Origin of the sequence: Actinosynnema sp. NPDC002837 (genome assembly GCF_040295345.1) — a bacterium.
GTDB lineage: Bacteria > Actinomycetota > Actinomycetes > Mycobacteriales > Pseudonocardiaceae > Actinosynnema.
Window position 1 is genome coordinate 21,196 of the sequence record NZ_JBEOVG010000009.1, and the last position, 19,989, is coordinate 41,184.

A 19,989-nucleotide genomic window follows, 5' to 3' on the forward strand; every position below is an offset into this window, starting at 1 on the left:
AGCCGGTTGTGGAGGCCGCATGCCGACCCGGGTGACCGCCCCTCACCTGTCGGCGTGCGGCCTCTTGTGCCGTCGCACCAGGGTGACCGCGAGGACGCCCAGCCAGCTCACCCCGACCGCCACCAGCAGCCCGACCGAATAGTTCCGGTCGACCAGCCCGGGGTTGGGCCCGCCCGCGAACGGCCGCCAGAGCAGCGGCACGGCGAGCAGCACGAGCACGCCGGTGAACGTGCCGCCGACCACCACGGCCGCCCGCCACGGCTGCGGCGCCCACCGGGCGACCAGCAGGCCGAAGCCGGCGAAGAGCGGCGCGAGCAGCGCGTCGTGCACGATCGGGCCCGCGACGAACCACAGCGCCAGGTCCACCGAGACCAGCGGCAGCACGAGGACCGCGCCCCACAGGCCCAGGACGACACCCACCGCGCCGATCACCCACCTCATCGCAGGACCTCCAGCCGGGTGACCCACTTGGTCTGCGTCACGCCCGGTCGGCTCGGTGCGATCAGCCGGCACGGGTAGCCGTGGTCCAGGGGCAGGGTCTCGCCGTTCAGCCGCAGCGCGAGCAGCGTCACCGGGTCGCGGGCGTGGGCGGCGGGCAGGGTGCTCGCGCGGTAGAGGCCGTCGCGTTCCAGCGACTCCACCCGGACGTCACCGGCTTCGAGGCCCGCCAGCGCCAGCAGGTCGCGCACGGGCACGCCGGTCCACCGCGCCGACGCGCTCCAGCCCTCGACGCACGCGATCGGCAGCTCGGCCGTGGTCTGCGGCAGGGCTTCGAGCTCCCGGCGGGAGAACCGGCGTTCGCCGACGGTCAGCCGCCAGTCGTCGTCCACCGCGGGCACGCCGGCGGCGGTGGCGGTGCGGTTGACGGGCAGTGCGGCCGACCGCGTGCCGAGGACGGAGGCGGTCCGCAGCCACGGCACCGTGCTGCCCGCCGTGGCCAGCACCGCGACCGCCGCCGCGCCGCCCGTGGTGAGCAGGAACCCGCGTCGGCTGAGCGCGCCTCGGCGGACCTCCTCGGCGGGCGTGCGCAGGAGCGGCAGCTTGACCGCGACGTGCACCAGCAGCGCGCCGACCGCGATCCAGGCCACGGCGTGGTGCGCGGTCGGGAAGAAGAACTGCCACGGGTAGTTCTGCGCGGCGTTGAACAGGCCGGTGACCAGCTCGAAGAACGACGCGCCGAGCAGCACGAAGATCGAACCGCGTTCCAGGGCGTGGGGCAGCGACTTCACCACCGGCCGTTCGAACAGCTTCGGGTAGACCGTCCACAGCTTCGCCAGGAGCAGCGGGATCGCGGCCACGCCCGAGGTGACGTGCACGCCCTGCGTGAACCGGTAGAGCCAGACCGGGCGGGTGGGCCAGGCGAACCACCCGGGCGGGTGCTGGAGGTAGTGGCTGAGCAGGCCGGTGACGAAGCACAGGCCGAACGCGATGCCCAGCCACAGGCCGATCCGGGTGGCGGTGTGAGGGCTGGAGGTGCGCTTCACGGCCGCACCAACTCGGCGAACCAGCGCCCGTCGCGCTCGACCACCCACCGCGGCTCCAGGCCCGCCCATGCGGCGGTCGGCACGACGGCCCGCGCGTCGACCCGCGCCCAGTCGAACCACGTGCCACCGGCGACCCGCGCGCGTTCACGGCGCAGCCCGCAGCCGGGCGGCTCGACCTCGACCAGCGCGGTGCCGTGCCGGCGCAGGAGTTGGCGGGCGCGGCGGAGGAGCGCGACGGGGTCGCCGCCGATGCCGATGTTGCCGTCGGCGAGCAGCACGTGCGCCCACCGGCCCGCGCCGGGCAGCCGGCCGAACAGGTCGCGGTGCAGCGCGGGTCCGCCTCTCGCCCGGGTGAGGGCGACGGCGAGCGGCGAGTGGTCCACGCCCAACGCCACCACCCCGCGCCGGACGAGCGCGGCCACCATCCGCCCGGGGCCGCAGCCGAGGTCGACGGTCGGCCCGTGGCAGGCGTCGAGGAGGACGTGGTCGGCCCCGTCGGCGTCCTCGTGCCACCGGTCGACCGGCAGGGGCACCTGATCGCCGCCGGCCAGCTCGAGCCGGCACTCCGCACCGCTGAGGCCGACGTCGAACGCGGTCATCGCGGCGCTCCGCACACCCGACGCGACCTCCGGCGGTCGTGTGGTTCCGCGGCGAGCGGGGTTGTGCGGCATTGCGTATCGGGGTGCGTTTCTGCGGTGGTCATTGCAGTGCTCCCGAAGTCCGGCACGAAGTCGGACGTGCGTGGTGGGTTGCGTGTCGAGATGGGTACTGGCGGTGGTTATTGCAATGCTGCGTAAGTCTTGGGGCGCAGGCGGGTGCGAGTGTCGTGGTGAGCGGGTCCGGGCGGTGTTGCGGATCAGGGCGGGCGGTGGCGGTGGTCATCGCAGGGCTCCCAGGTGTGCGAGAGCGGCGGCGAAGCGGGTCGTCGGCACGGCGGCGGCGACGTCACGAGCGGTGGCCATGTCGTCCACATCGGACAGCACGGGCAGCAGGTCGATGTCCCGGCCGGCGCCGCCCAAGGCCCGCAGCGTCAACGCGCCCGTGTCCGACCGGGACATCGGCACGGAACGGAGGTTCGCGGCGACCGTCGGGTCGTCCAGCCCGAGCGCCCACCAACCTCCGTCGGCCGCCGGACCCAGCACCGCGCCCCGCGCGGCCAGCCGGTCGACCGACTCGGCCAGCAGCACCGGCGTGAGCTGAGGCGTGTCCATGCCGATCTGGAACACCGGCAGGCCGTGCGCCCGGTACGCGTCGGCGTGCGCGTTGGCCAACCGGTCGGCGAACGACCCGCCCCGCTGCGGCAGCACGGTGCACCGCCGCAGCACCGCCCGGATCTCGGCCGACCGCCGGGCGTCGCCGAGCGACCCGGTCACCGCCACCACCGGCCGGACGCCCGGCGTGCCGAGCACGGCGTCGAGCGTGTCCAGCAGCGCGGCGGCGGCGATGTCGGCCGCCTCCTCCGGCGTCGCGGGAGGGCAGAGACGGGTCTTCGCCAGGCCCGGCACCGGCGCCTTGGCCACCACCAGCAGGCTCGCGGAGTACGTCATCAGCGCACGCCCTCCTGCTCGACGCCCCGCTGGACCACCGCCGCCATGTCGCGCACCGCCCGCACGGTCCCGAGCACCGAGCCGGACACCTTCGACTTCGTGCCCGCCGTCCGCGGCCCGTACCGCACGTCCCGCTCGACCACCCGCCACCCGGCCGCCGCCGCACGCAGCAGCAGCTCCAACGGGTAGCCGAACGCCCGGTCCTCGACGCCCAGCTCCAGCAGGTCCCGCCGGCGGAACGCGCGCATCGGCGCGATGTCCCGCACCGCCAACCCCTTGCGCCGCAGCAGCCCGGCCAGCACCGCGTTGCCCGCCCGCGCGTGCCACGGCCAACTACCCGCCCCCGGCACCCGCCGCCCCACGGCCAGCTCCGCCCGCCCGAGCAACGCCACCAGCTCCGGCAGCTGGCCCGGGTCGAGCGAGCCGTCCGCGTCGAGCACGCACACCACTTCGGAGCGCGCGCGCTCGATCCCCGTGTGCACGGCCGCGCCGTACCCGGGCCGCGGCTCGTGCACCACCTCCGCGCCCAACGAGCGGGCGATCTCGGGTGAGCCGTCACGCGATCCGTTGTCCACCACCAATGGCCGGTAGCCGGCGGGCATGGCCCGCAGCACGCCCGGCAACGCCGCCGCCTCGTCCAGGCAGGGGAGCACCACGTCGATTTCGTCCACGCACCACAGCATGGGCCGTCGCGGGCGACCGAAAACCGTTGTGGCGCTTACCGAATCATGACGTGTGCGCCAGTTCTTACGGACCGCTGACGGATCCCGCCACGAGGCCTCCACCGGGCCTCCGCCGGCCTTACCGTGGGCGTGTGCTCCGTGTCCTGGCCGCCGCGGCCCTGGTCGCCTCGGCCGTCGTGGCCGGCGCGATCCTGCCCGATGACCGCGTCCACGCCCCCGCCCCGCCGCTGTTCGCCGAGTGGCTGCCGCACGTCGGCATCGGCACGCCGCTCGCCGTGCTGGTGGCGTTGGCGGTCGTGGTGTGGGGCCCGACGCTGGCCGGGCGGCTGTCGTGGCGCCTCGCGCTCGGCGCGGGTTACGCGACCGCCGTGGCGTGGACGTTCTCGCTGGCCCTGGTGGACGGCTGGGCACGCGGTTTCACCGGCCGGCTGACCACGGAGCACGAGTACCTGGACGAAGTCCCGGGCGTGACGGACGTGGGCGCGATGCTGCGCGAGTTCTCCTCCCGCATCCTGGACTACCAGCCCGACTCGTGGGCCACGCACGTCTCCGCGCACCCGCCGGGCGCGTTCCTGGTGTTCATCGGGCTGGACCGGGTCGGGCTGTCCGGCGGCGCGTGGGCCTCGGCGTTCGTGGTGCTGGTCGGCGCGCTGACGGCGGTCGCGGTGCCGGTGACGGTGCGCGCGTTCGTCTCCGAGGAGCACGCGCGGGCCGTGCTGCCGTTCGTGGCGCTGTTCCCCGGCGCGGTGTGGATGGGCGTGTCGGCGGACGGGCTGTTCGCGGGCGTCACGGCGTGCGGCATCGCGTTGCTGGCGACCCGGCGGGCGTTGGCCGGCGGGGTGGTGCTGGGCTTCGGCGTGTTCCTGTCGTACGGGCTGGTGCTGCTCGGTGTGCTGGCCCTGGTCGTGCTGTTGCTCCATCCTTCGGGGCGCGACTGGCGGCGGATCGGCGTGGCCGTGCTGGGCGCGTCGGCCGTGGTGGTGGTGTTCGCGGCGCTGGGGTTCTGGTGGCTGGACGGCTACCACCTGGTCGTCGAGCGGTACTACCAGGGCATCGCGACACCCCGCGCCTACGGTTACTGGGTGTGGGCCGACCTGGCCGCCGCCGCGTTCGCCTGCGGTTTGGCGCCGTTCGCGGCCCGGTGGCGCGGCAGCACCACAATGGCCAGGGGCGCCGTCACACTGGCGGCAGCGGCGGCGGTGGCGATCCTGGCCGCCGACCTGTCCGGCTTGAGCAAGGCCGAGGTGGAACGGATCTGGCTGCCGTTCACCGTGTGGCTGGTCGTGCTCGTGCCGGACCGGCGGCGGCTGTGGCTGGCGGCGCAAGCGGTGACCGCGCTCGCGGTCAACCACCTCCTGTTGACCAACTGGTGAGGCGCGGACATGGGTGAGACGACCGGGCGGGTGCTCGTCGTGGACGACGACGTGACCGTGCGCGACGTGGTGCGCCGGTACCTGGAGCTGGCAGGCCACGAGGTCGAGCTGGTCGGTGACGGTGAGAGCGCGCTGCGCCGGTTCGCCGAACGCGAGCCGGACCTGGTGGTGCTGGACCTGATGCTGCCGGGCGTCGACGGGCTGGAGGTGTGCCGCCGGCTGCGGCTGCGCAGCGCCGTGCCGGTGGTGATGCTGACCGCGTTGGGCGAGGAGGAGGACCGGATCGCCGGGCTCCAGCTCGGCGCGGACGACTACGTGACCAAGCCGTTCAGCCCGCGTGAGCTGGCGTTGCGGGTCACGTCGGTGCTGCGCCGGTCGCGGGTCGCGGCGGCGCGGACGGCGTCGGTGCTGAGCGACGGCGGGCTGCGGGTGGACGTCGGCGCGCGGTCGGCGTGGCTGGACGGGCGTGAGCTGTCGCTGACCACGCGCGAGTTCGACCTGCTGGTGTTCTTCCTGACCCACCGGGGCACCGCGTTCAACCGCGGCGAGCTGCTCTCGCGGGTGTGGGGCTGGGAGTTCGGCGACCAGTCCACCGTGACCGTCCACGTGCGACGGTTGCGGGAGAAGGTGGAGGTCGACTCGGCCCGGCCGGTGCGGATCGCCACCGTGTGGGGCGTGGGCTACCGGTACGACGGCGGTGCGTGATGCTGATCGAGATCTACCACATCCTCCCGTACGCGGTGCTGTTCTCGCTGCCGCTGGCGCTGCTCGGCGCGGTGCTGCTGCGGCGGTTGCAGAACGGGTCGCTGGCCACGGCGCTGACCGTGCTGGCGATCGTGCCGGTGGTGGCGACCATCGGCGGCGTGCTGGCGGTGAGCGGGTTCATGTTCACCCCGATCCTCACCACGACCGTGCTGGTGTGCCTGCTGGTGGCGTTGGTGACGGTGCCGACGGCCGTGCTGCTGGGTCGGGCGCTGGCGCGGCGCAGCGTGTGGGAGAGCGAGGCGCGGGAGCGGGAGCGCGCGGCCGAGGCGTCCCGGCGCGAGCTGGTGGCGTGGATCAGCCACGACCTGCGCACGCCGTTGGCCGGGATCCGGGCGATGGCCGAGGCGCTGGCCGACGGCGTGGTGTCGCGGCGGGACGAGGTCGCCGGGTACGCGGGGCGGATCTCGGCCGAGGCGGAGGCGTTGTCCGGGATGGTGGACGACCTGTTCGAGCTGTCCCGCATCACGGCGGGCGCGCTGCGGCTGACGTTGTCCGAGGTGCCGCTGGCCGACGTGGTCAGCGAGGTGGTGGCGGCGGAGAGCCCGGTGGCCTCGCGCAAGGGCGTGCGGCTGCGCGCGGACGCGGCGACGTGGCCGGTGGTGCTGGGCAGCGACCCCGAGCTGGCCCGGGTGGTGCGCAACCTGCTGTCCAACGCGATCCGCCACACCCCGCCGGACGGCACGGTGGCCGTGCGGGTGGACGTGGACGGGCCGTCGGCGCTGCTGCGCGTGGACGACGGCTGCGGCGGCATCCCGGAGGCGGACCTGCCCAGGGTGTTCGACGTGGCGTTCCGCGGCGCTCCGCACCGGCAGCCCGTCGGCGGCGGGCTGGGGCTCGCGATCGCGCGCGGCCTGGTGGAGGCGCACCAGGGCACGATCGACGCCCGCAACCACGGTCGCGGCTGCCGGTTCGAGGTGCGGTTGCCGCTCAGCGCAGGCGGTCCGTTGCGAACTGCTTGACCCCCGCGGCGAAGGTCGTTGCGGCGTCGAAGCCGAGGAGCTCGCGGGCCCGGGCGGGGTCGGCGACGACGTGCCGGACGTCCGCCGGGCGCGCGCCGCCGACGATGCGCGGCCGCGGACCGCCGCACGCCTCGGCCAGGTGGGTGGCGAGGTCGCCGACGGTGTGCGGCTCGCCGGAGCAGATGTTGAGCGGGGTGAGCGTGCCGGGCTCGCCCGGTCGGCTCAGGGCCAGGGCGTTGGCCCGCGCCACGTCCGTGACGTGCACGAAATCGCGGCGTTGGCGGCCGTCTTCGAGGACGGTGGGCGCTTCGCCGCGTTCGAGCGCGCTGCGGAACAGGCTCGCCACGCCCGCGTACGGGGTGTCCTTGGGCATCATCGGGCCGTACACGTTGTGGTAGCGCAGCGCCCACACCGAGCCTCCCGTCTGCCGTGCCCACGCCGCCGCGTAGTGCTCCTGGGCGAGCTTGCTGGCGGCGTACGTGCTGCGGGGGTCGAGCGGGGCGTCCTCGGGGACCAGGCGTGGCTCCAGGGGGCTGCCGCAGTGCGGGCACGGCGGCTCGTAGCGGCCCTGGTCGAGGTCGGCCTGGCGGCGTGGCGCGGCCCGGACGACGCCGTGCTCGGCGCACTCGTAGCGGCCCTCGCCGTACACGACCATCGACGACGCCAGGACCAGGTGCTCCACGCCCCGCTCGTGCATCGCGGCGAGCAGCACGGCGGTGCCGAGGTCGTTGTTGCGGGCGTACAGCGGCGCGTCGGACGGGTCGAGGCCGTGGCCGACGACGGCGGCCTGGTGGCAGACCGCGTTCACCCCGTCGAGCAGTTTTTTCACCGTGTCGAGATCGGTGACGTCCTGGGCCGTCGGTGGGCGGTCGCGGTGGGCCTGGGGCAGGTAGGCGTCGAGCACGACGACGTCGTGGTCCTGGGCGGTCAGGTGGTCGGCGATGTGTGAGCCGATGAACCCGGCCCCGCCGGTGAGGAGAACGCGCACGTCACCGAAGTTAGGGGTCCTCCGGCGGGAGCGGGCGGTGCGACAGCGTGACGTCACGGAACCGTCAGATCCTCCGATTGGCTACGGTGGCGCTCATGGAACGCAGCGCGCAGCGACTGGGACGCGCCCTTGTCGTGATCGTGGACGACCGGGTGGCGCACGGTGAGCACGACGACAGCACAGGACCGCTGGTCACCGAGTTGCTGGAGGAAGCAGGGTTCATCGTCGACGGGACGGTCGCGGTGGAGGGTGAGGTCGTGGGCATCCGCGCCGCACTGAACACCGCGGTGATCGGCGGTGTCGACCTGGTCGTCACCGTCGGCGGCACAGGTGTGTCGCCGCGCGACGTGACGCCGGACGCCACGCAGGGCGTGCTCGACCGGCCGATCAGCGGCATCGCCGAGGCGCTCCGGGCTTCGGGGCTGGCGGCGGGAGCCGTCGACGCGGGCATCTCGCGAGGGCTGGTCGGCGTGTCCGGCAGCACCCTCGTGGTGAACCTGGCCGGGTCGCGGTCGGCGGTGCGCGACGGCATGGCGACGTTGTCGGCGCTCGTGCCGTACGTGATCGAGCAGCTCTCGGGGTTGGACGAGGCATGACCGAGCCGGCTGACGACGCCGACGCCGCTGCCGCCGCCGCTTCGGCCGCGGCGGAGGCGGCGCGGCGTCGTCGGCTGGCCGAGGTGTTCGGCGACGTGCTGCCGGAGGGCTCGTCGGACGAACCACGACCGACCGGGCGTGACGACCGGTGGTACGAGGAGAACCGGCCACCTCACCACGGCGGGTAGTGCTCTTCACCGGACCGCGGCTGACCGGGCGCCGCCAAGGCACGCCCGGTCACCTCCGCATCACCCGACCGACCGCTTCCACCGCCGGCGGCTTCACTGCCGGCCGCTGCACCGCGAGCCGCTTCCGACCCGCCGATCGCTCTCGACCGGCCGTTCTCGACCGGCCGTTCTCGACCGCCGGCCCTTTCACCTCCGGCCGATCCCGGTCCGGCGCCGCGGCACGGGTCGCGCCGAGTCCCGTCACCAGTGAGCCCTGGCGCGGTCGGTGCCGGCGCGAGGACCGTCGGGCCGTCCATTCGGGCCGTCCACTCGCGCTGTCCGATCGGGTCGTCCGTTCGCGACGTTCACGTGTCCATCGTGACCGTCGCGGCTGTCCTGTCCGTCGTGTCGGTCAGTCCTGGCGCTGGCGCTGCGAGGCGAGGAGGTCGCGGATCTCCTTGAGCAGCTCGACGTCGGTCGGCTCCGCCGGGCCGGGCTCCTGACCGCGCTTGCGCCGCTCCTTCAGCTTGGTCATCGGCAGCACGAAGATGAAGTAGACGATCGCGGCCACGATCAGGAAGTTGATCACTGCGGTGATGATCGCGCCGAAGTCGATGATCGTCTTGTCGCTCTTGCCCAGCTGCACGGCCAGGCCGTTGACGTTGTTGCCGCCGAACAACGCGATGAGCGGGTTGATCAGGTTCGTGGTGAACGCGGTGACGATCGCGGTGAACGCGGCGCCGATGACCACCGCCACGGCGAGGTCGATCACGTTGCCGCGCATGAGGAAGTCCTTGAAGCCCTTGATCACGGTTGGCTCCTCCGTTCGGGGTATGGGTGGGGTCAGCGGAGGGTAACGGGTCAGGGCCTGGTCGGTGACGCTCCGGGTACGTGTGTCGCGGGGAGTCCGAGCCGTTCGAACGTCGAGGGCCCGAACGTGGTGATCTCCGCGATCCGGTCGTCCTCGACGCGCAGGACGTCCAACTTGAACGCCCGGAACACCGTGTCGCCGTGTCGGCGCAGGTAGCTGGCAGCGGTCGGCATCCGGTTGGCCCAGGTCGGCACGAGCAGCCAGTCGCCTTCCCGGTCGGGGCCCAGCGCGCGGCGCATCAGCGTCGCGACCTGGTCGAGGCCGTCGAAGCACAGCGGCGCGGGCGGCATGGTGACCCGCAGGTCCTCGGCGGCGATCGCCACCGCCGCCTCCGCGTCACACCGCTGGTGGGCGTCGATGAACCGGCTCAGCAACTCGCGTTCCCGGGGGTTCGGCTCGCGGGCCGTCCAGTCGTTGCGGTGCGACGGCAGGTGCTCCCGCATCGTGGCACGGGCGCGCTGGAGGGCGCTGTTGGCGGCGGCCACGCTGATGTCGAGCAGCCCGGCCGTCTCCTGCGCCGTCATGCCCAACACCTCCCGCGCGAGCAACGCCGCCCGCTGCCGTGCGGGGAGGAGTTGGAGGGCGGCCAGGAAGGCGAGTTCGACGGTCTCCCTGGCGACCGCGACCACGTCCGGCTCGTCGTCGGACGGCGCCACCTGGTCCAGCAGGCGGTCCGGGTAGGGCGTGAGCCAGCTGATCTCCGGCTGGGTCCGGGGCGTGCGAGCCTTGGCCCGGATCAGGTCGACGCACGTGTTGGTGGCGATCTTGTACAGCCAGGCGCGGACGTTGCCGCCGTCGAAGGTGTCCCACGCCCGCCAGGCGCGCAGGAACACCTCCTGCACGGCGTCCTCGGCTTCTTCGTAGGAGGCGAGCATCCGGTAGCAGTGGACGTGCAACTCGCGGCGGTGCTGCCGGGTGGCCTGCTCGAACATCAGCGGACGGACTTCCCGACCTGCTGGACGGCCCAGGTGTTGCCGTCGGGGTCGTCGAAGAAGATGAAGGAGTTGTAGTCGCCGCCGGCCGGGTCGGGTCCGGGCACCATCGTGCCGTTCTCGAAGTGCTGCGGCCCGGAGTTCACCACGCCGTTCGCTTCGAGGTGCGCGTGTGCCTCCTGGATGTCGGAGACGATCAGCTGGCAGCCCTTGAGCGAGCCGGGTGCCCCGCTGTCGCCGAGGCCCTTGCCGAAGACGATCGAGCACGCCGAGCCGGGCGGGGTCACCTGGATGACGCGGAAGGCGTCGCCGGAGCGGTGGTCGGTGTCGAGCGTGAAGCCCAACGTGTCGGTGTAGAAGGTCTTCGCGCGCTCGACATCGGACACGGGGACGATGACGACTTCCAGCTTCCAGTCCACAGTGCTCTCCTCGGTAACGGGGCCGAACCCCACCCTGCAATGCCATGTACCGGGTGGAACGACAGGCGCGCCGAAAACTCATCGGTCCCGCGATGAAAACTTCGTCCTCGCAGCTCACCCACCCTCCAACCCCGCCCACCCCGCCCGCCGACGGCCCCACCTTCCTGCTGGCCGCGCCACGACCGCTGGTCAGGACGGAACAGGTCAGGGAGCCGCAACGCAGGTCCTGAGAGCCGGCGGTTGTCGAAGCGGTAGGCGAGGGGGCCTGGCGGGTCGGAAAGGGGCCAGCGACGGGTGGGCCGGTGCCTCGGAGAGTCGCGTGGGCAGCCAGCAGCGGCAGCCGGCAGCCAGCGGTTGGCGGCGGGCCGTAGGCGCGCGGTGGTCGGAGGGCTGAGGCGGCGTGGGCAGTGGGTTGATGAGTGCGCGGCGGTTAGCGGCCCAGTGGCCGATTGGCGGGCCAGTAGCCGGTGGCAGGGTGGTTGGCGTGGGCAGGGTGGTCGGGCGTGCGCGGCGTTCGGTGGGTGCGCGGGGAGCGCGGTGCCGGCCGTGGGTGGTGCGGGTGGTGACCGTGGTGTGAGTGCTGGTGGGTGAGTTGCGGATGGGTGTGGTCGGTTAGCGCAGGATCACGGCGACTGGGCCGGCCAGGGTTTCGGCGGCCAGGCGGTGGGCGGCGGGGCGGTCGGCGGAGAGGACGACTACCTCGCCCTCCCGCACGGCGACGACCGAGGCGTCTGTGGCCAGCACGTCCGACTCCGGGCCGACGACGTCCACCCGGCTCCCCGGCCGCAGCAGCCCGACCACGCCGGCGTCGGCCAGGCGCACGGCCACCGACGACACACCCGGGTCGGCCGTCGTCAGGCGGGCGTCGGTCAGCGGTTCGCCGGAACGGGCCGCGCTCACCAGGCTGCGGCCTAACACGTCGCCCGGCGAGAGCGCGCCGGCTGGCGACAAGGACGGTGGGACGGCGACTACGCGCACGTCCTCCGCACCGAGCGGCACGCCGGGGGCAAGATCGCGCGCCGCCACCAGGACGTCGACCGTCGAGCCGTCCGGCAGCACGGCCACACCCACGGCTACCAGGGCCAACAGGCCCGCCAGAATCCTTCTGAGGTGGAGGAGCATGGTTGCGACGGTAGGGGCGGAACAGGGCTCAGGACAGCGTCGACCACCGAGCTGTGGACAACTCGGGGGCCTGTGGACAACTCAGGCTCAGGACGCGGCGGCGGCCGAGGCGGAAGTCGTCGAAGAGGAAGACGAAGCAGAAGAAGACTCCGACTTGGCGGCTGCCGGAGCCGGCGTGGCCGCGGGAGCGGCGGAAGAAGACGAACGGCTGTCGGTCCGGTAGAAGCCGCTGCCCTTGAACACGACGCCGACCGCGCCGTAGAGCTTCCGCAGCCTGCCGGAGCACTGGGGGCACTCGGTCAACGCGGAGTCCGAGAAGGACTGCACCGCGTCGAACCGGTGGTCGCACTCGGTGCAGGCGTACTGGTAGGTCGGCACGGTGAGCCCTCCACGAGTCCGGGTTGGCACTCCTCCGTCACGAGTGCCAACACCGATGATGCGCCACCCGGCATATGTGGCGCAAACATCACAGGTCAACGTCACAGGCCAAAGCCGGATCGCGACGCCACAGGCCAAGGCCGGGTCACGCCGACGGCAGCCGGACCAGGCCCCGCCCCGGCGTGAGCACCGCGTCCACCCGCACGTCGTGCGGCTCCACCGGCAACGACGGCACGAACTCCTCGTCCCGCACCACCGCCACCACCGGCCCCGCGGCCGACCCCAACGCCCGGTCGTAGTACCCGCCACCCTTGCCCAACCGCACCCCGGAGTGATCCACCGCCAACGCCGGCACCAGCACCAACGCCGCCGACCCCACCGCCTCCGCGCCCAGCAACGGCCCCTCCGGCTCCCGCAACCCGAACGCGCCCACCCGCAACCGCCCGTCGTACACCGCCCAGTCCAACCCGTCCCCGACCACCACCGGCAGCAACACCCGCACCCCGTGCGACCGCAACGCCTCCACCATCGCCAACGACCCCGGCTCCGCCGCCGAAGCGACATAAGCGCACACGGTCCCACCAGCGGAAACACCGAAAGCGGCGACGGCGGACAGCACCTCGTCCACCATCTCGGGCATCACCGCGCCACGCCGCCCGGCCCGCAGCCGTGTGCGCAGAGTCGCCTTCCGATCACGTTCACGGGACGTCATGGCAGGTCACCCTAAGCGCGCCGTTACGCTCGCAGGCCATGAGCGCCTTCCAGACAGCAATCGTGCCGGCGGCAGGCCTGGGCACGCGCTTCCTCCCCACCACCAAAGCGGTGCCCAAGGAGTTGCTGCCGGTCGTCGACACCCCTGGCATCGAACTCGTCGCCACCGAGGCCGCCGAAGCCGGCGCGACGAAGCTCGTCATCGTGACCTCCCCCGGCAAGGACGCCGTCGCGGAGTACTTCCGCCCGCAGCCCGAGCTGGAGGCGACGCTCGAGGAACGCGGCAAGACCGACCTGCTCGCCAAGGTCCGCCGCGCGTCGAACCTGCTCGCCGTCGAGACCGCGATCCAGGACAAGGCGCTCGGCCTCGGCCACGCGGTCGCCTGCGCGGAGGGCAACCTGACCGGCGCGGACGAAGCCGTCGCCGTCCTGCTGCCGGACGACCTCGTGCTGCCCACGGGCGCGCTGGCGAAGATGGCCGCGGTCCGCGAGAAGCTCGGCGGCAGCGTGCTGTGCGCGTTCGACATCCCCAAGGAGCAGATCTCCGCCTACGGCGTCTTCGACGTCAAGGACACCGGTGACGACGACGTCAAGCGGGTCGTCGGCATGGTCGAGAAGCCCAAGGCCGAGGACGCGCCGTCCACGTTCGCGGCGGCCGGCCGCTACCTGCTCGACCGGGCGATCTTCGACGCCCTCAAGCGCATCACGCCCGGCGCGGGCGGCGAGCTCCAGCTCACCGACGCCATCGCGCTGCTGATCAACGAAGGCCACCCGGTGCACGTCGTCGTCCACCGCGGCGGGCGACACGACCTGGGCAATCCGGGAGGATTCCTCAAAGCTGCGGTTGACTTCGCACTGGAGCACCCCGACTACGGGCCCGAGCTGGGGGAGTGGTTGCGGGCACGCCTCGCCAACTCCTAAAACGAGGTCAACTTATGAGGTCAGTGGACGAGCAGCTCGCCAGGGTGGTCGCCGCCGCCGTGCGGCCCGCCCCCGTGCGAGTGGCGATCTCCGAGTCGCAGGGACTGCTCTGCGCCGAGGAGGTCGTCGCCGAGCGCGCGTTGCCCGGTTTCGACCAGGCGGCGGTCGACGGCTACGCCGTGCGCAGCGTCGACGTGCAGGCCGCCAACGAGGAACCGGTCACGCTCCCGGTGGTCGGCGAGATCCCCGCCGGGTCCCGCCAGCCCAGACGGCTGCAACCCGGCCAGGCGGTCCGGGTCGCGACCGGCGCGCCGCTGCCGACCCTGGCCGACGCCGTCGTGCCCGTCGGCTACACCGACGGGCACGCGGCGAAGGTCACCGTGCGCCGCTCGGTGCCGTCCGCGGCGTTCGTGCGGCGCACCGGCGAGGACGTGCAGACCGGTGACGTCGCGGTGCGCCGAGGCGCGTCCATCGGCGCCGCCCAGGTCGGCCTGCTCGCCGCGGTCGGCCGCAACAAGGTGCTCGTCCACCCCCGGCCGCGGGTGTCGGTGATCTCGATCGGCGAGGAGCTGGTCGACGTCGACCGCACCCCCGGCCAGGGCCAGGTCTACGACGTCAACTCCTACGCGCTGGCCGCCGCCGCGCGGGACGCGGGCGCCGAGGTCAGCCGGGTCGGCATCCAGTCGTCCGACCCGCGTCGGATGCGCGAGGTCGTCGAGGGCAGGTTGCTGCTGTCGGAGATCGTGGTCGTCGCGGGTGGCGTCGGGGGCGTCATCGGCGACGAGGTGCGCGCCGCGCTGGCCGACCTCGGCGACGTGGACGTGACCCGGGTGGCCATGCACCCCGGTTCGGTGCAGGGCTTCGGCCGGCTCGGACCGGACGCGGTGCCGACGTTCCTGCTGCCCGCGAACCCGATGAGCGCCCTGGTCGTTTTCGAAGTGCTGGTGCGTCCGCTGATCCGGGCCGCGCTGGGCAAGCGCAACCCGTACCGGCGGGCGGTCAGCGCGCGGCTGCTGTCGCCGCTGACGTCCACGAAGGGCCGGCGCGGCTACCTGCGCGGCCAGTTGCTGCGCGACGCGGACAACGGCGAGTACCTGGTGCAGCCGCTGGGTACCTCCGGGTCGCACCTGCTGGCGTCGTTGGCCGAGGCGAACTGCCTGATCATGGTCGACGAGGACGTCACGGACGTGGCGGTCGGCGAAGAGGTCGTGGTCAGCTTCCTCGCCCAGCGGGGATGAGACCCCCGACGGGCCCGAGACACGGTGGGGATGGATGAGTTTCGCGGGTGACGGCGGTCGGCACCCCGGCTGGCCCGCGCGGCTCGGGCCGCTGAGGGTCCCCGCGGGCCTGGTGGAGCTGCGCCCGCCGAAGCTCTTCGACGCCTCGGCGTGGTCGCGGGCCAGGCTCCGCGACCGGGCGTACCTGGAGGACTGGGAACCCACCGCGGCCGAGGGGTGGCACGAGCGCAACGCGCCGCTGGCGTGGCCGCCGCAGTGGTCGTCGCTGAAGTCGCTGGCCCGGCGCGGCCAGGCGCTGCCGTTCGTGATCACCGTGGACGGCGTGCTGGCCGGGCAGATCACCGTGGGCAACATCGTGCGCGGCTCGTTGCGCTCGGCGTGGGTCGGCTACTGGGTGGCGGCCGACCGGGCGCGCGGCGGCGTGGCCACGGCGGCGCTGGCGCTCGTGGTCGACCACTGCTTCGGCGAGGGCGGGCTGCACCGGCTGGAGGCGACCGTCCGGCCGGAGAACCGGGCGAGCCTCCGGGTGCTCGCCAAGGCGGGCTTCCGGGAGGAGGGCCTGTTCCTGCGGTACCTCGACGTGGCGGGCGACTGGCGTGACCACCTGTGCTTCGCGATGACCGCCGAGGAGGCGTCGCCCGAGGGTCTCGTACGCCGGTTGGTCGCACAGGGATACGCCCGAACTGCCTGATCTGCAGGCCATGCGGCTTATTCGGATCACCCGAAAGTGGGTGATACACCACACTTTGGTACGTACGCCGGTCGGCGTGCCTCCGACACAGGTGTGACTGTTGTGACTAGCGTGGCATGTGCACCACCGAGCGCGCCGCGGGGTAGGGGGAGGTGACGGGGATGCCGAGCTCGCTGATCGTCGTGGGACTGGTCGTGGCCTGGTTGGTCGTCCTCGTCCCGATGGTCGCGCGCAAGCGCGCCGACGCGTCGCGCGGCAGCATGGAGGAGGAGTACGACGCCATGCCCGAGGCAGACACGGACTTCGACGAGTACGACGACTACGACGAGGTCGACGCCGACTTCGTCGAGCACCGACCGTTCCGCCCGGGTCGCGGGGGCTACGACCCGGAGACGGCGGCGATCGTGGCGCAGGCCAAGTACGCCTTCCGCCGCCGCGTCGTCGGCACGCTGCTGCTGCTAGCCCTGGTCACGGGCGTCGTGGCGGGCGTGCTCTACCCGCTCGTCTGGTGGGGCCACGCCGCCGTCGACGTGACGCTGGTCTCCTACCTCGGCTACCTGCGCCGCCAGGTGCGGATCGAGGAGGAGATCCGCGCCCGCCGCCTGGCCAGGCACTCCCAGTCGCGCCGCCGCACCACCGCGCGGCAGGCCCCGGACGCCCAGCCGCACGCCGCCGCCACGCCGTCGGCCGAGGCCGAGCCGTCCCGTGACCAGCCGGGTCTGCCCCCGCAACCGAGGTTCCAGCACCAGCCCCGCCCCGGCACGGTCGTGGTGGACCTGGACGACGAGGACCCGCTGTTCGTCGAGCTGGACGGCCCCGAGGCCCTCCCGTACCGACGGGCTTCGGGCGAGTAGAGGGGGGTGGCAAAACCACCCCCCGACTACTGATATGCTTCCTCCCGCACGACAACAGAACACGGGGCTGTAGCGCAGTTGGTAGCGCGACTCGTTCGCATCGAGTAGGTCAGGGGTTCGATTCCCCTCAGCTCCACCAAAGGCCAAGGTGTACGAACACCTTCAGGGGCGGGAACCGGTAAGCCGGTCTCCGCCCCTTCGGCGTTCGTGGCCCCGGCAGACTGGGGCACGCGGAAGACGGGCACGATCCGGCCCGGCCCGGTGATCTTGATCTTGACTACGAAGTTCTCCACGATCGCCTTGCGCTGGTTGTGGTTGCCCGCGCGGAGGATTTCGGTGATGTGCTGCTGGACTTCGTCCAGTGTGGCCGCGTCGGGCATGGTGGGTTCGTTCTCCAGGTCTTCGAGGAGATCGGCTTCCCGCTCGCGGAGTTGGCGTTGTTGCGTCCGGTACTTGAGGAGTCGGGCTTTGACGTTGTCGTCGTCGGCGTCGAAGGTGTCGGCCTCGAACGCGTCGAGGTAGCGGTCGATCTTCGCGGTGACCTGGGTGAGTTGGCTGCGCACGGCCTTGAGTTCGGCTGCCACGGTTTCGTGGCTGGAGTCGTAGACCTTCTTGGCGGCCTCGACCGCGTCCCGGATCAGGCTGTGCTGGTTGCCGTAGAACGAGGTGACGGCGTCCAGGACGGCTTGGTCGAGGGCGTCGGCGTTGATGCGGTCCATGTCGCAGGCGTCCTTGCCGTACTTCAGGCGCTTGTTGCACGTGTAGTAGCGGTAGGTCTTGGTCTTGCCGGTGGCCCTGGTGCCCAGCATGGCGGTGCCGCACTTGGGGCAGGGCAGGCGGCCGGTGGCGAGGTAGTCCGAGCCGCTGGCGGCGCGGTTGGCGTGGTTGTCGCCGCGCTCGTCCATGATGCGCTGGGCTTCCTCGAACTGCTCCACGCTGATGATGGCCGGATGCGTGTTCGTGGCGACGACGTCCCGGTAGTGGATCTCGCCGAGGTAGACGCGGTTGGACAGGATGGTCAGGATGCGCTTGAAGGCCCAGAGCCCGCCCTTGCGGGTGCGGTAGCCGCGTTCGTTCAGCTCGTGGGCGATGGACTGGGAGCCGAGCCGGTCCTTGGTGTAGAGGTCGAAGATCAGTCGGATGACCACGGCCTCGGCCTCGTTGACGTAGAGCCGTTCGGTCTCCTTGTCCTTGTCGTAGCCGGGTGGGGTGTAGCCGCCCTTCCACTGCCCGTTGGCGGCCTTGCGTTCCATCCCGGCGGTGACGCGGTCCACGATCATGTCCCGCTCGAACTGGGCGAACATCGCCAGCATCTGGACCATCATGCGGCCCATCGGGGTGGAGGTGTCGAACGGTTCGGTGGCCGACCGGAACGCGACCCCGACCTGCTCCAGTTCACTGAGCAGGGTGACGGTGTCGCGCAGGTTCCGGGAGAACCGGTCGACCCGGTACACCAACAGCACGTCGATCAGCCCGGACCTGGCCCAGTGCATCGCCTTCTTCAGACCGGGCCGGTTGGTGTCCTTGCCGGACGCGTCGTCGTAGAACCTCTTGACGATCTTCCAGCCCGGCTGCGAGGCCACGTAAGCCTCCTGCCGGACGTCCTGGGCCTCTATGGTGAACGGCTGGTTCTCGTCGTCGGTGCTGCGCCGCAGGTACACACCCACGCGCACGGTGTCCAGGTCGAGGTCATCGAGCGCCGCGGCCTTGCGGACCTTGGCGGCAGTGGATCGTCTACCCACGCTCGCCTCCCTGGAACGCCCGCTGGGCCTCCTCCTGCCGGCGCTTCGCGTCCTGCTCCCACTCGACGGACATCGCCAGCACGTGGACCATCAGGCGGCCCATCGGGGCCGAGGTGTCGAAGGGTTCGGTGGCCGATCGGACCGTCACGCCCGCCGCCTCTAGGCGGTGGAGCAGCTTCACCAGGGCGGGGGTCTTCCCGGACAGCTCCGCCATCCGGTCCACGATCAGCAGGTCGATCTGTCCGGACTCGGCCGCGCGGACGACCTTCCGCAGTCCGGGCGGGTTGGTGATGCTGCCGGACTCGTGGTCGCCGAACCGCCGGACGATCGTCCAACCCGGCTGGGCCGCGACGAAGGCGTCCACTCGGGCAGGGTCGGAGAAGAATCGGCGTCGGTACACGCCGACGCGCACGACATCGTTTTCGGACGTGGTGTTATCCATTGAGAACGTTCCCCCATTGTCGCTGGAATGAGTTTCTTTGCACGCGGATTTCGGCAAGGCTCTGCCCTGCTCCGGAATGGGTTTTGACATGCACTCAATTTACCATTTCCGGCACCTATTGAAAGGGTGTGGATTTACGTGCTGCGTCGTGTTTCATTCCAGCTATTGATTAGCGCGGCGAGAGTGTTCACGCTGGTGTCGTGGTCGGCGTCGGCCAGCGGTTCGGTCTCGACGTGGTCGACGGTCCAGGCGACGGTGTGCGGCTCGTCGGCGCTCACGATGGTCCCCCGAGTGGTAGGGCCGGGAGTCCCCTCCGGCCTCGCCGGGTGAGGGCTCCCGGCGAGGTTGGCGGTGGTGTCAGCGGTGGTCGGTGGCGCGGGTGATCCGGCGGCGGGCGGTGTCGGCCGCCTGCCATTCGCGGAACGTGCGCTGTCCGATCTTGCGGCGTAGGTGCGACTGGTTGTTCTGGGTCATGCCGACCGGCGCAGGCCCGAGAACGGCTGCCAGGTCGGTGGCGGCGTTGGAGTTCCACCCGGCTTCGGCGATCGCGGTTTCCGACGGGAACACGTCGGCCACGCGGTCGGTGTCGGGGTCGATGAGGTGGTCTTGTTTGCCGCCGTAGCTGTAGACCCATTTGAAATTGTCCGGCGGGTCGGGTTCGACCAGCTGCTTAAATCGGTCGACCTCCTTGGTGTAGCTGTAGAACAGGACGTCCGGGACGGCGCGGGCGACGCGAAGCCAGGCGAATACGTAGGCGTCGCTGAAGTAGTCGCCCGAGTCGTGCACGCGCAGCGCCGCGCCGTCCCGGTACTTCGGGTGGGCCAGCTCGGCGCGCATGTCGGCTTCCCACTGCGGCAGGTCGTCCAGGACGCGCGCGAGGTTGCGTTGGTGCTTGGCGAGCACGGCGGGGAAGCGGTAGGTGCCGTGGCGGGCGTAGCAGACCGCCGCGCACACCCCGGCCGCTGGACAGGTGTTGTAGGTGCGGCCGTCGGGGAGGCGTCCGGCCCAGGCGGGCAGGGAGAAGGTGTGGATGCCGTGCGGGCGCAGGTATGAGTTCTGGGTGATCATCCGCTCGGGCCTGCGCCCGCGTGTGGTCGTGGTCGTGG

The 19,989-nt window shown here is 72.1% G+C and carries 24 protein-coding genes, 1 tRNA gene and 1 pseudogene; 10 read left to right on the plus strand and 16 right to left on the minus strand.

The annotated features are described in order from the left end of the window. Nucleotides 1-42: 42 nt before the first annotated feature. The 5 genes from ABTZ99_RS09055 to ABTZ99_RS09075 form a co-directional block, all read right to left on the minus strand. Complete coding sequence (locus ABTZ99_RS09055) at nt 43-441, minus strand: hypothetical protein (protein WP_499609743.1); 399 nt, start codon at nt 439-441, stop codon at nt 43-45. After that, nucleotides 438-1,484 (minus strand): molybdopterin-dependent oxidoreductase, encoded by a 1,047-nt coding sequence (locus ABTZ99_RS09060; RefSeq protein ID WP_498781297.1) that lies wholly within the window; start codon nt 1,482-1,484, stop codon nt 438-440. The genes ABTZ99_RS09055 and ABTZ99_RS09060 overlap by 4 nt, the downstream gene beginning before the upstream one ends. Then, nucleotides 1,481-2,083 carry an SAM-dependent methyltransferase gene (locus ABTZ99_RS09065; RefSeq protein ID WP_499609746.1) on the minus strand — a complete coding sequence of 201 codons (603 nt, stop codon included), beginning with the start codon at nt 2,081-2,083 and terminating at the stop codon, nt 1,481-1,483. The genes ABTZ99_RS09060 and ABTZ99_RS09065 overlap by 4 nt, the downstream gene beginning before the upstream one ends. Before the next feature lie 279 nt (nt 2,084-2,362). Further along, nucleotides 2,363-3,031: a TIGR04282 family arsenosugar biosynthesis glycosyltransferase gene (locus tag ABTZ99_RS09070; RefSeq protein WP_498781300.1), complete on the minus strand. Its 669-nt coding sequence runs from the start codon at nt 3,029-3,031 to the stop codon at nt 2,363-2,365. Then, entirely contained in the window at nt 3,031-3,693 is a 663-nt protein-coding gene (locus ABTZ99_RS09075; protein WP_499610053.1) for a glycosyltransferase family 2 protein, read from the minus strand. Before ABTZ99_RS09075 ends, ABTZ99_RS09070 begins: the two co-directional genes overlap by 1 nt. A 95-nt stretch (nt 3,694-3,788) precedes the next feature. Between ABTZ99_RS09075 and ABTZ99_RS09080 the strand changes: the two genes are divergently transcribed. From ABTZ99_RS09080 to ABTZ99_RS09090, 3 genes are read left to right on the plus strand one after another with little or no spacing between them, the layout of a single operon-like run. Next, the gene (locus ABTZ99_RS09080; RefSeq protein WP_499610056.1) at nt 3,789-5,087 is read left to right on the plus strand and encodes a hypothetical protein; all 1,299 of its coding nucleotides are present in this window, start codon (nt 3,789-3,791) and stop codon (nt 5,085-5,087) included. A gap of 9 nt (nt 5,088-5,096) precedes the next feature. Further along, entirely contained in the window at nt 5,097-5,792 is a 696-nt protein-coding gene (locus ABTZ99_RS09085) for a response regulator transcription factor (RefSeq protein ID WP_498781301.1), read from the plus strand. Further along, nucleotides 5,792-6,811: a sensor histidine kinase gene (locus ABTZ99_RS09090; protein WP_498781303.1), complete on the plus strand. Its 1,020-nt coding sequence runs from the start codon at nt 5,792-5,794 to the stop codon at nt 6,809-6,811. The genes ABTZ99_RS09085 and ABTZ99_RS09090 overlap by 1 nt, the downstream gene beginning before the upstream one ends. Here ABTZ99_RS09090 and ABTZ99_RS09095 read toward each other — a convergent pair. Beyond that, nucleotides 6,780-7,799, minus strand: a complete 1,020-nt coding sequence (locus ABTZ99_RS09095; RefSeq protein WP_498781305.1) for an NAD-dependent epimerase/dehydratase family protein — start codon at nt 7,797-7,799, stop codon at nt 6,780-6,782. The two genes, ABTZ99_RS09090 and ABTZ99_RS09095, sit on opposite strands and share 32 nt — an antisense overlap. 95 nt (nt 7,800-7,894) lie before the next feature. Between ABTZ99_RS09095 and ABTZ99_RS09100 the strand changes: the two genes are divergently transcribed. Then, nucleotides 7,895-8,395 (plus strand): MogA/MoaB family molybdenum cofactor biosynthesis protein, encoded by a 501-nt coding sequence (locus tag ABTZ99_RS09100; protein WP_123748144.1) that lies wholly within the window; start codon nt 7,895-7,897, stop codon nt 8,393-8,395. Then, nucleotides 8,392-8,583, plus strand: coding sequence for a hypothetical protein (locus tag ABTZ99_RS09105; RefSeq protein WP_230572767.1), 192 nt, complete (start codon nt 8,392-8,394; stop codon nt 8,581-8,583). Before ABTZ99_RS09100 ends, ABTZ99_RS09105 begins: the two co-directional genes overlap by 4 nt. Before the next feature lie 391 nt (nt 8,584-8,974). Here ABTZ99_RS09105 and mscL read toward each other — a convergent pair whose 3' ends face one another. From mscL to ABTZ99_RS09135, 6 genes are all read right to left on the minus strand, one after another. Further along, on the minus strand, nt 8,975-9,373 hold the full coding sequence (gene mscL, locus ABTZ99_RS09110) for a large-conductance mechanosensitive channel protein MscL (RefSeq protein WP_498781306.1): 399 nt from the start codon (nt 9,371-9,373) through the stop codon (nt 8,975-8,977). Between the two features lie 50 nt (nt 9,374-9,423). Then, nucleotides 9,424-10,365 (minus strand): RNA polymerase subunit sigma-70, encoded by a 942-nt coding sequence (locus tag ABTZ99_RS09115; protein WP_499609751.1) that lies wholly within the window; start codon nt 10,363-10,365, stop codon nt 9,424-9,426. After that, complete coding sequence (locus tag ABTZ99_RS09120) at nt 10,365-10,784, minus strand: glyoxalase superfamily protein (protein ID WP_498781309.1); 420 nt, start codon at nt 10,782-10,784, stop codon at nt 10,365-10,367. The genes ABTZ99_RS09115 and ABTZ99_RS09120 overlap by 1 nt, the downstream gene beginning before the upstream one ends. A gap of 612 nt (nt 10,785-11,396) precedes the next feature. Further along, nucleotides 11,397-11,906 (minus strand): SAF domain-containing protein, encoded by a 510-nt coding sequence (locus ABTZ99_RS09125; protein WP_499609755.1) that lies wholly within the window; start codon nt 11,904-11,906, stop codon nt 11,397-11,399. 87 nt (nt 11,907-11,993) lie between these two features. Next, nucleotides 11,994-12,284: an FmdB family zinc ribbon protein gene (locus ABTZ99_RS09130; protein WP_498781312.1), complete on the minus strand. Its 291-nt coding sequence runs from the start codon at nt 12,282-12,284 to the stop codon at nt 11,994-11,996. Nucleotides 12,285-12,429: 145 nt separating this feature from the next. Beyond that, the gene (locus ABTZ99_RS09135) at nt 12,430-12,996 is read right to left on the minus strand and encodes a 5-formyltetrahydrofolate cyclo-ligase (RefSeq protein ID WP_498781313.1); all 567 of its coding nucleotides are present in this window, start codon (nt 12,994-12,996) and stop codon (nt 12,430-12,432) included. 38 nt (nt 12,997-13,034) lie between these two features. On the opposite strand from ABTZ99_RS09135, the gene ABTZ99_RS09140 reads away from it, so the two are divergent. The 5 genes from ABTZ99_RS09140 (at nt 13,035) to ABTZ99_RS09160 (ending at nt 16,838) form a co-directional block, all read left to right on the plus strand. Then, nucleotides 13,035-13,916: a UTP--glucose-1-phosphate uridylyltransferase gene (locus tag ABTZ99_RS09140; RefSeq protein WP_499609759.1), complete on the plus strand. Its 882-nt coding sequence runs from the start codon at nt 13,035-13,037 to the stop codon at nt 13,914-13,916. A gap of 14 nt (nt 13,917-13,930) precedes the next feature. Further along, the gene (gene glp, locus ABTZ99_RS09145; protein WP_498781315.1) at nt 13,931-15,154 is read left to right on the plus strand and encodes a molybdotransferase-like divisome protein Glp; all 1,224 of its coding nucleotides are present in this window, start codon (nt 13,931-13,933) and stop codon (nt 15,152-15,154) included. 34 nt (nt 15,155-15,188) lie between these two features. Beyond that, nucleotides 15,189-15,845 carry a GNAT family N-acetyltransferase gene (locus ABTZ99_RS09150; protein ID WP_498781317.1) on the plus strand — a complete coding sequence of 219 codons (657 nt, stop codon included), beginning with the start codon at nt 15,189-15,191 and terminating at the stop codon, nt 15,843-15,845. A 161-nt stretch (nt 15,846-16,006) separates the two neighbouring features. Then, nucleotides 16,007-16,699 (plus strand): divisome protein SepX/GlpR, encoded by a 693-nt coding sequence (gene sepX / locus ABTZ99_RS09155; protein WP_498781318.1) that lies wholly within the window; start codon nt 16,007-16,009, stop codon nt 16,697-16,699. 63 nt (nt 16,700-16,762) lie between these two features. Next, a tRNA-Ala gene (locus ABTZ99_RS09160) sits at nt 16,763-16,838 on the plus strand. Nucleotides 16,839-17,379: 541 nt separating this feature from the next. Here ABTZ99_RS09160 and ABTZ99_RS09165 read toward each other — a convergent pair. The 4 genes and pseudogenes from ABTZ99_RS09165 to ABTZ99_RS09180 form a co-directional block, all read right to left on the minus strand. Continuing rightward, nucleotides 17,380-18,441 (minus strand): annotated as a pseudogene (locus ABTZ99_RS09165) (recombinase family protein); the annotation flags it as partial. Further along, nucleotides 18,434-18,805: a recombinase family protein gene (locus ABTZ99_RS09170; protein WP_499609764.1), complete on the minus strand. Its 372-nt coding sequence runs from the start codon at nt 18,803-18,805 to the stop codon at nt 18,434-18,436. The gene ABTZ99_RS09170 and the pseudogene ABTZ99_RS09165, both read right to left, overlap by 8 nt. Before the next feature lie 212 nt (nt 18,806-19,017). Then, the gene (locus ABTZ99_RS09175) at nt 19,018-19,161 is read right to left on the minus strand and encodes a hypothetical protein (protein WP_499609767.1); all 144 of its coding nucleotides are present in this window, start codon (nt 19,159-19,161) and stop codon (nt 19,018-19,020) included. Nucleotides 19,162-19,240: 79 nt separating this feature from the next. Then, complete coding sequence (locus ABTZ99_RS09180; RefSeq protein ID WP_499609770.1) at nt 19,241-19,951, minus strand: GP88 family protein; 711 nt, start codon at nt 19,949-19,951, stop codon at nt 19,241-19,243. Nucleotides 19,952-19,989 lie beyond the last annotated feature (38 nt).

Excerpts from the sequence above, each read along its gene's own strand:
- ABTZ99_RS09085 (WP_498781301.1), top strand. The coding sequence starts at position 5,097 with ATGGGTGAGACGACCGGGCGGGTGCTCGTCGTGGACGACGACGTGACC.
- ABTZ99_RS09065 (WP_499609746.1), bottom strand. The coding sequence starts at position 2,083 with ATGACCGCGTTCGACGTCGGCCTCAGCGGTGCGGAGTGCCGGCTCGAG.
- ABTZ99_RS09135 (WP_498781313.1), bottom strand. The coding sequence starts at position 12,996 with ATGACGTCCCGTGAACGTGATCGGAAGGCGACTCTGCGCACACGGCTG.
- ABTZ99_RS09180 (WP_499609770.1), bottom strand. The coding sequence starts at position 19,951 with ATGATCACCCAGAACTCATACCTGCGCCCGCACGGCATCCACACCTTC.
- ABTZ99_RS09140 (WP_499609759.1), top strand. The coding sequence starts at position 13,035 with ATGAGCGCCTTCCAGACAGCAATCGTGCCGGCGGCAGGCCTGGGCACG.
- ABTZ99_RS09070 (WP_498781300.1), bottom strand. The coding sequence starts at position 3,031 with ATGACGTACTCCGCGAGCCTGCTGGTGGTGGCCAAGGCGCCGGTGCCG.
- ABTZ99_RS09150 (WP_498781317.1), top strand. The coding sequence starts at position 15,189 with ATGAGTTTCGCGGGTGACGGCGGTCGGCACCCCGGCTGGCCCGCGCGG.
- ABTZ99_RS09055 (WP_499609743.1), bottom strand. The coding sequence starts at position 441 with ATGAGGTGGGTGATCGGCGCGGTGGGTGTCGTCCTGGGCCTGTGGGGC.
- ABTZ99_RS09115 (WP_499609751.1), bottom strand. The coding sequence starts at position 10,365 with ATGTTCGAGCAGGCCACCCGGCAGCACCGCCGCGAGTTGCACGTCCAC.
- glp (WP_498781315.1), top strand. The coding sequence starts at position 13,931 with ATGAGGTCAGTGGACGAGCAGCTCGCCAGGGTGGTCGCCGCCGCCGTG.
- sepX (WP_498781318.1), top strand. The coding sequence starts at position 16,007 with ATGCCGAGCTCGCTGATCGTCGTGGGACTGGTCGTGGCCTGGTTGGTC.
- ABTZ99_RS09125 (WP_499609755.1), bottom strand. The coding sequence starts at position 11,906 with ATGCTCCTCCACCTCAGAAGGATTCTGGCGGGCCTGTTGGCCCTGGTA.
- ABTZ99_RS09100 (WP_123748144.1), top strand. The coding sequence starts at position 7,895 with ATGGAACGCAGCGCGCAGCGACTGGGACGCGCCCTTGTCGTGATCGTG.
- ABTZ99_RS09090 (WP_498781303.1), top strand. The coding sequence starts at position 5,792 with ATGCTGATCGAGATCTACCACATCCTCCCGTACGCGGTGCTGTTCTCG.
- ABTZ99_RS09105 (WP_230572767.1), top strand. The coding sequence starts at position 8,392 with ATGACCGAGCCGGCTGACGACGCCGACGCCGCTGCCGCCGCCGCTTCG.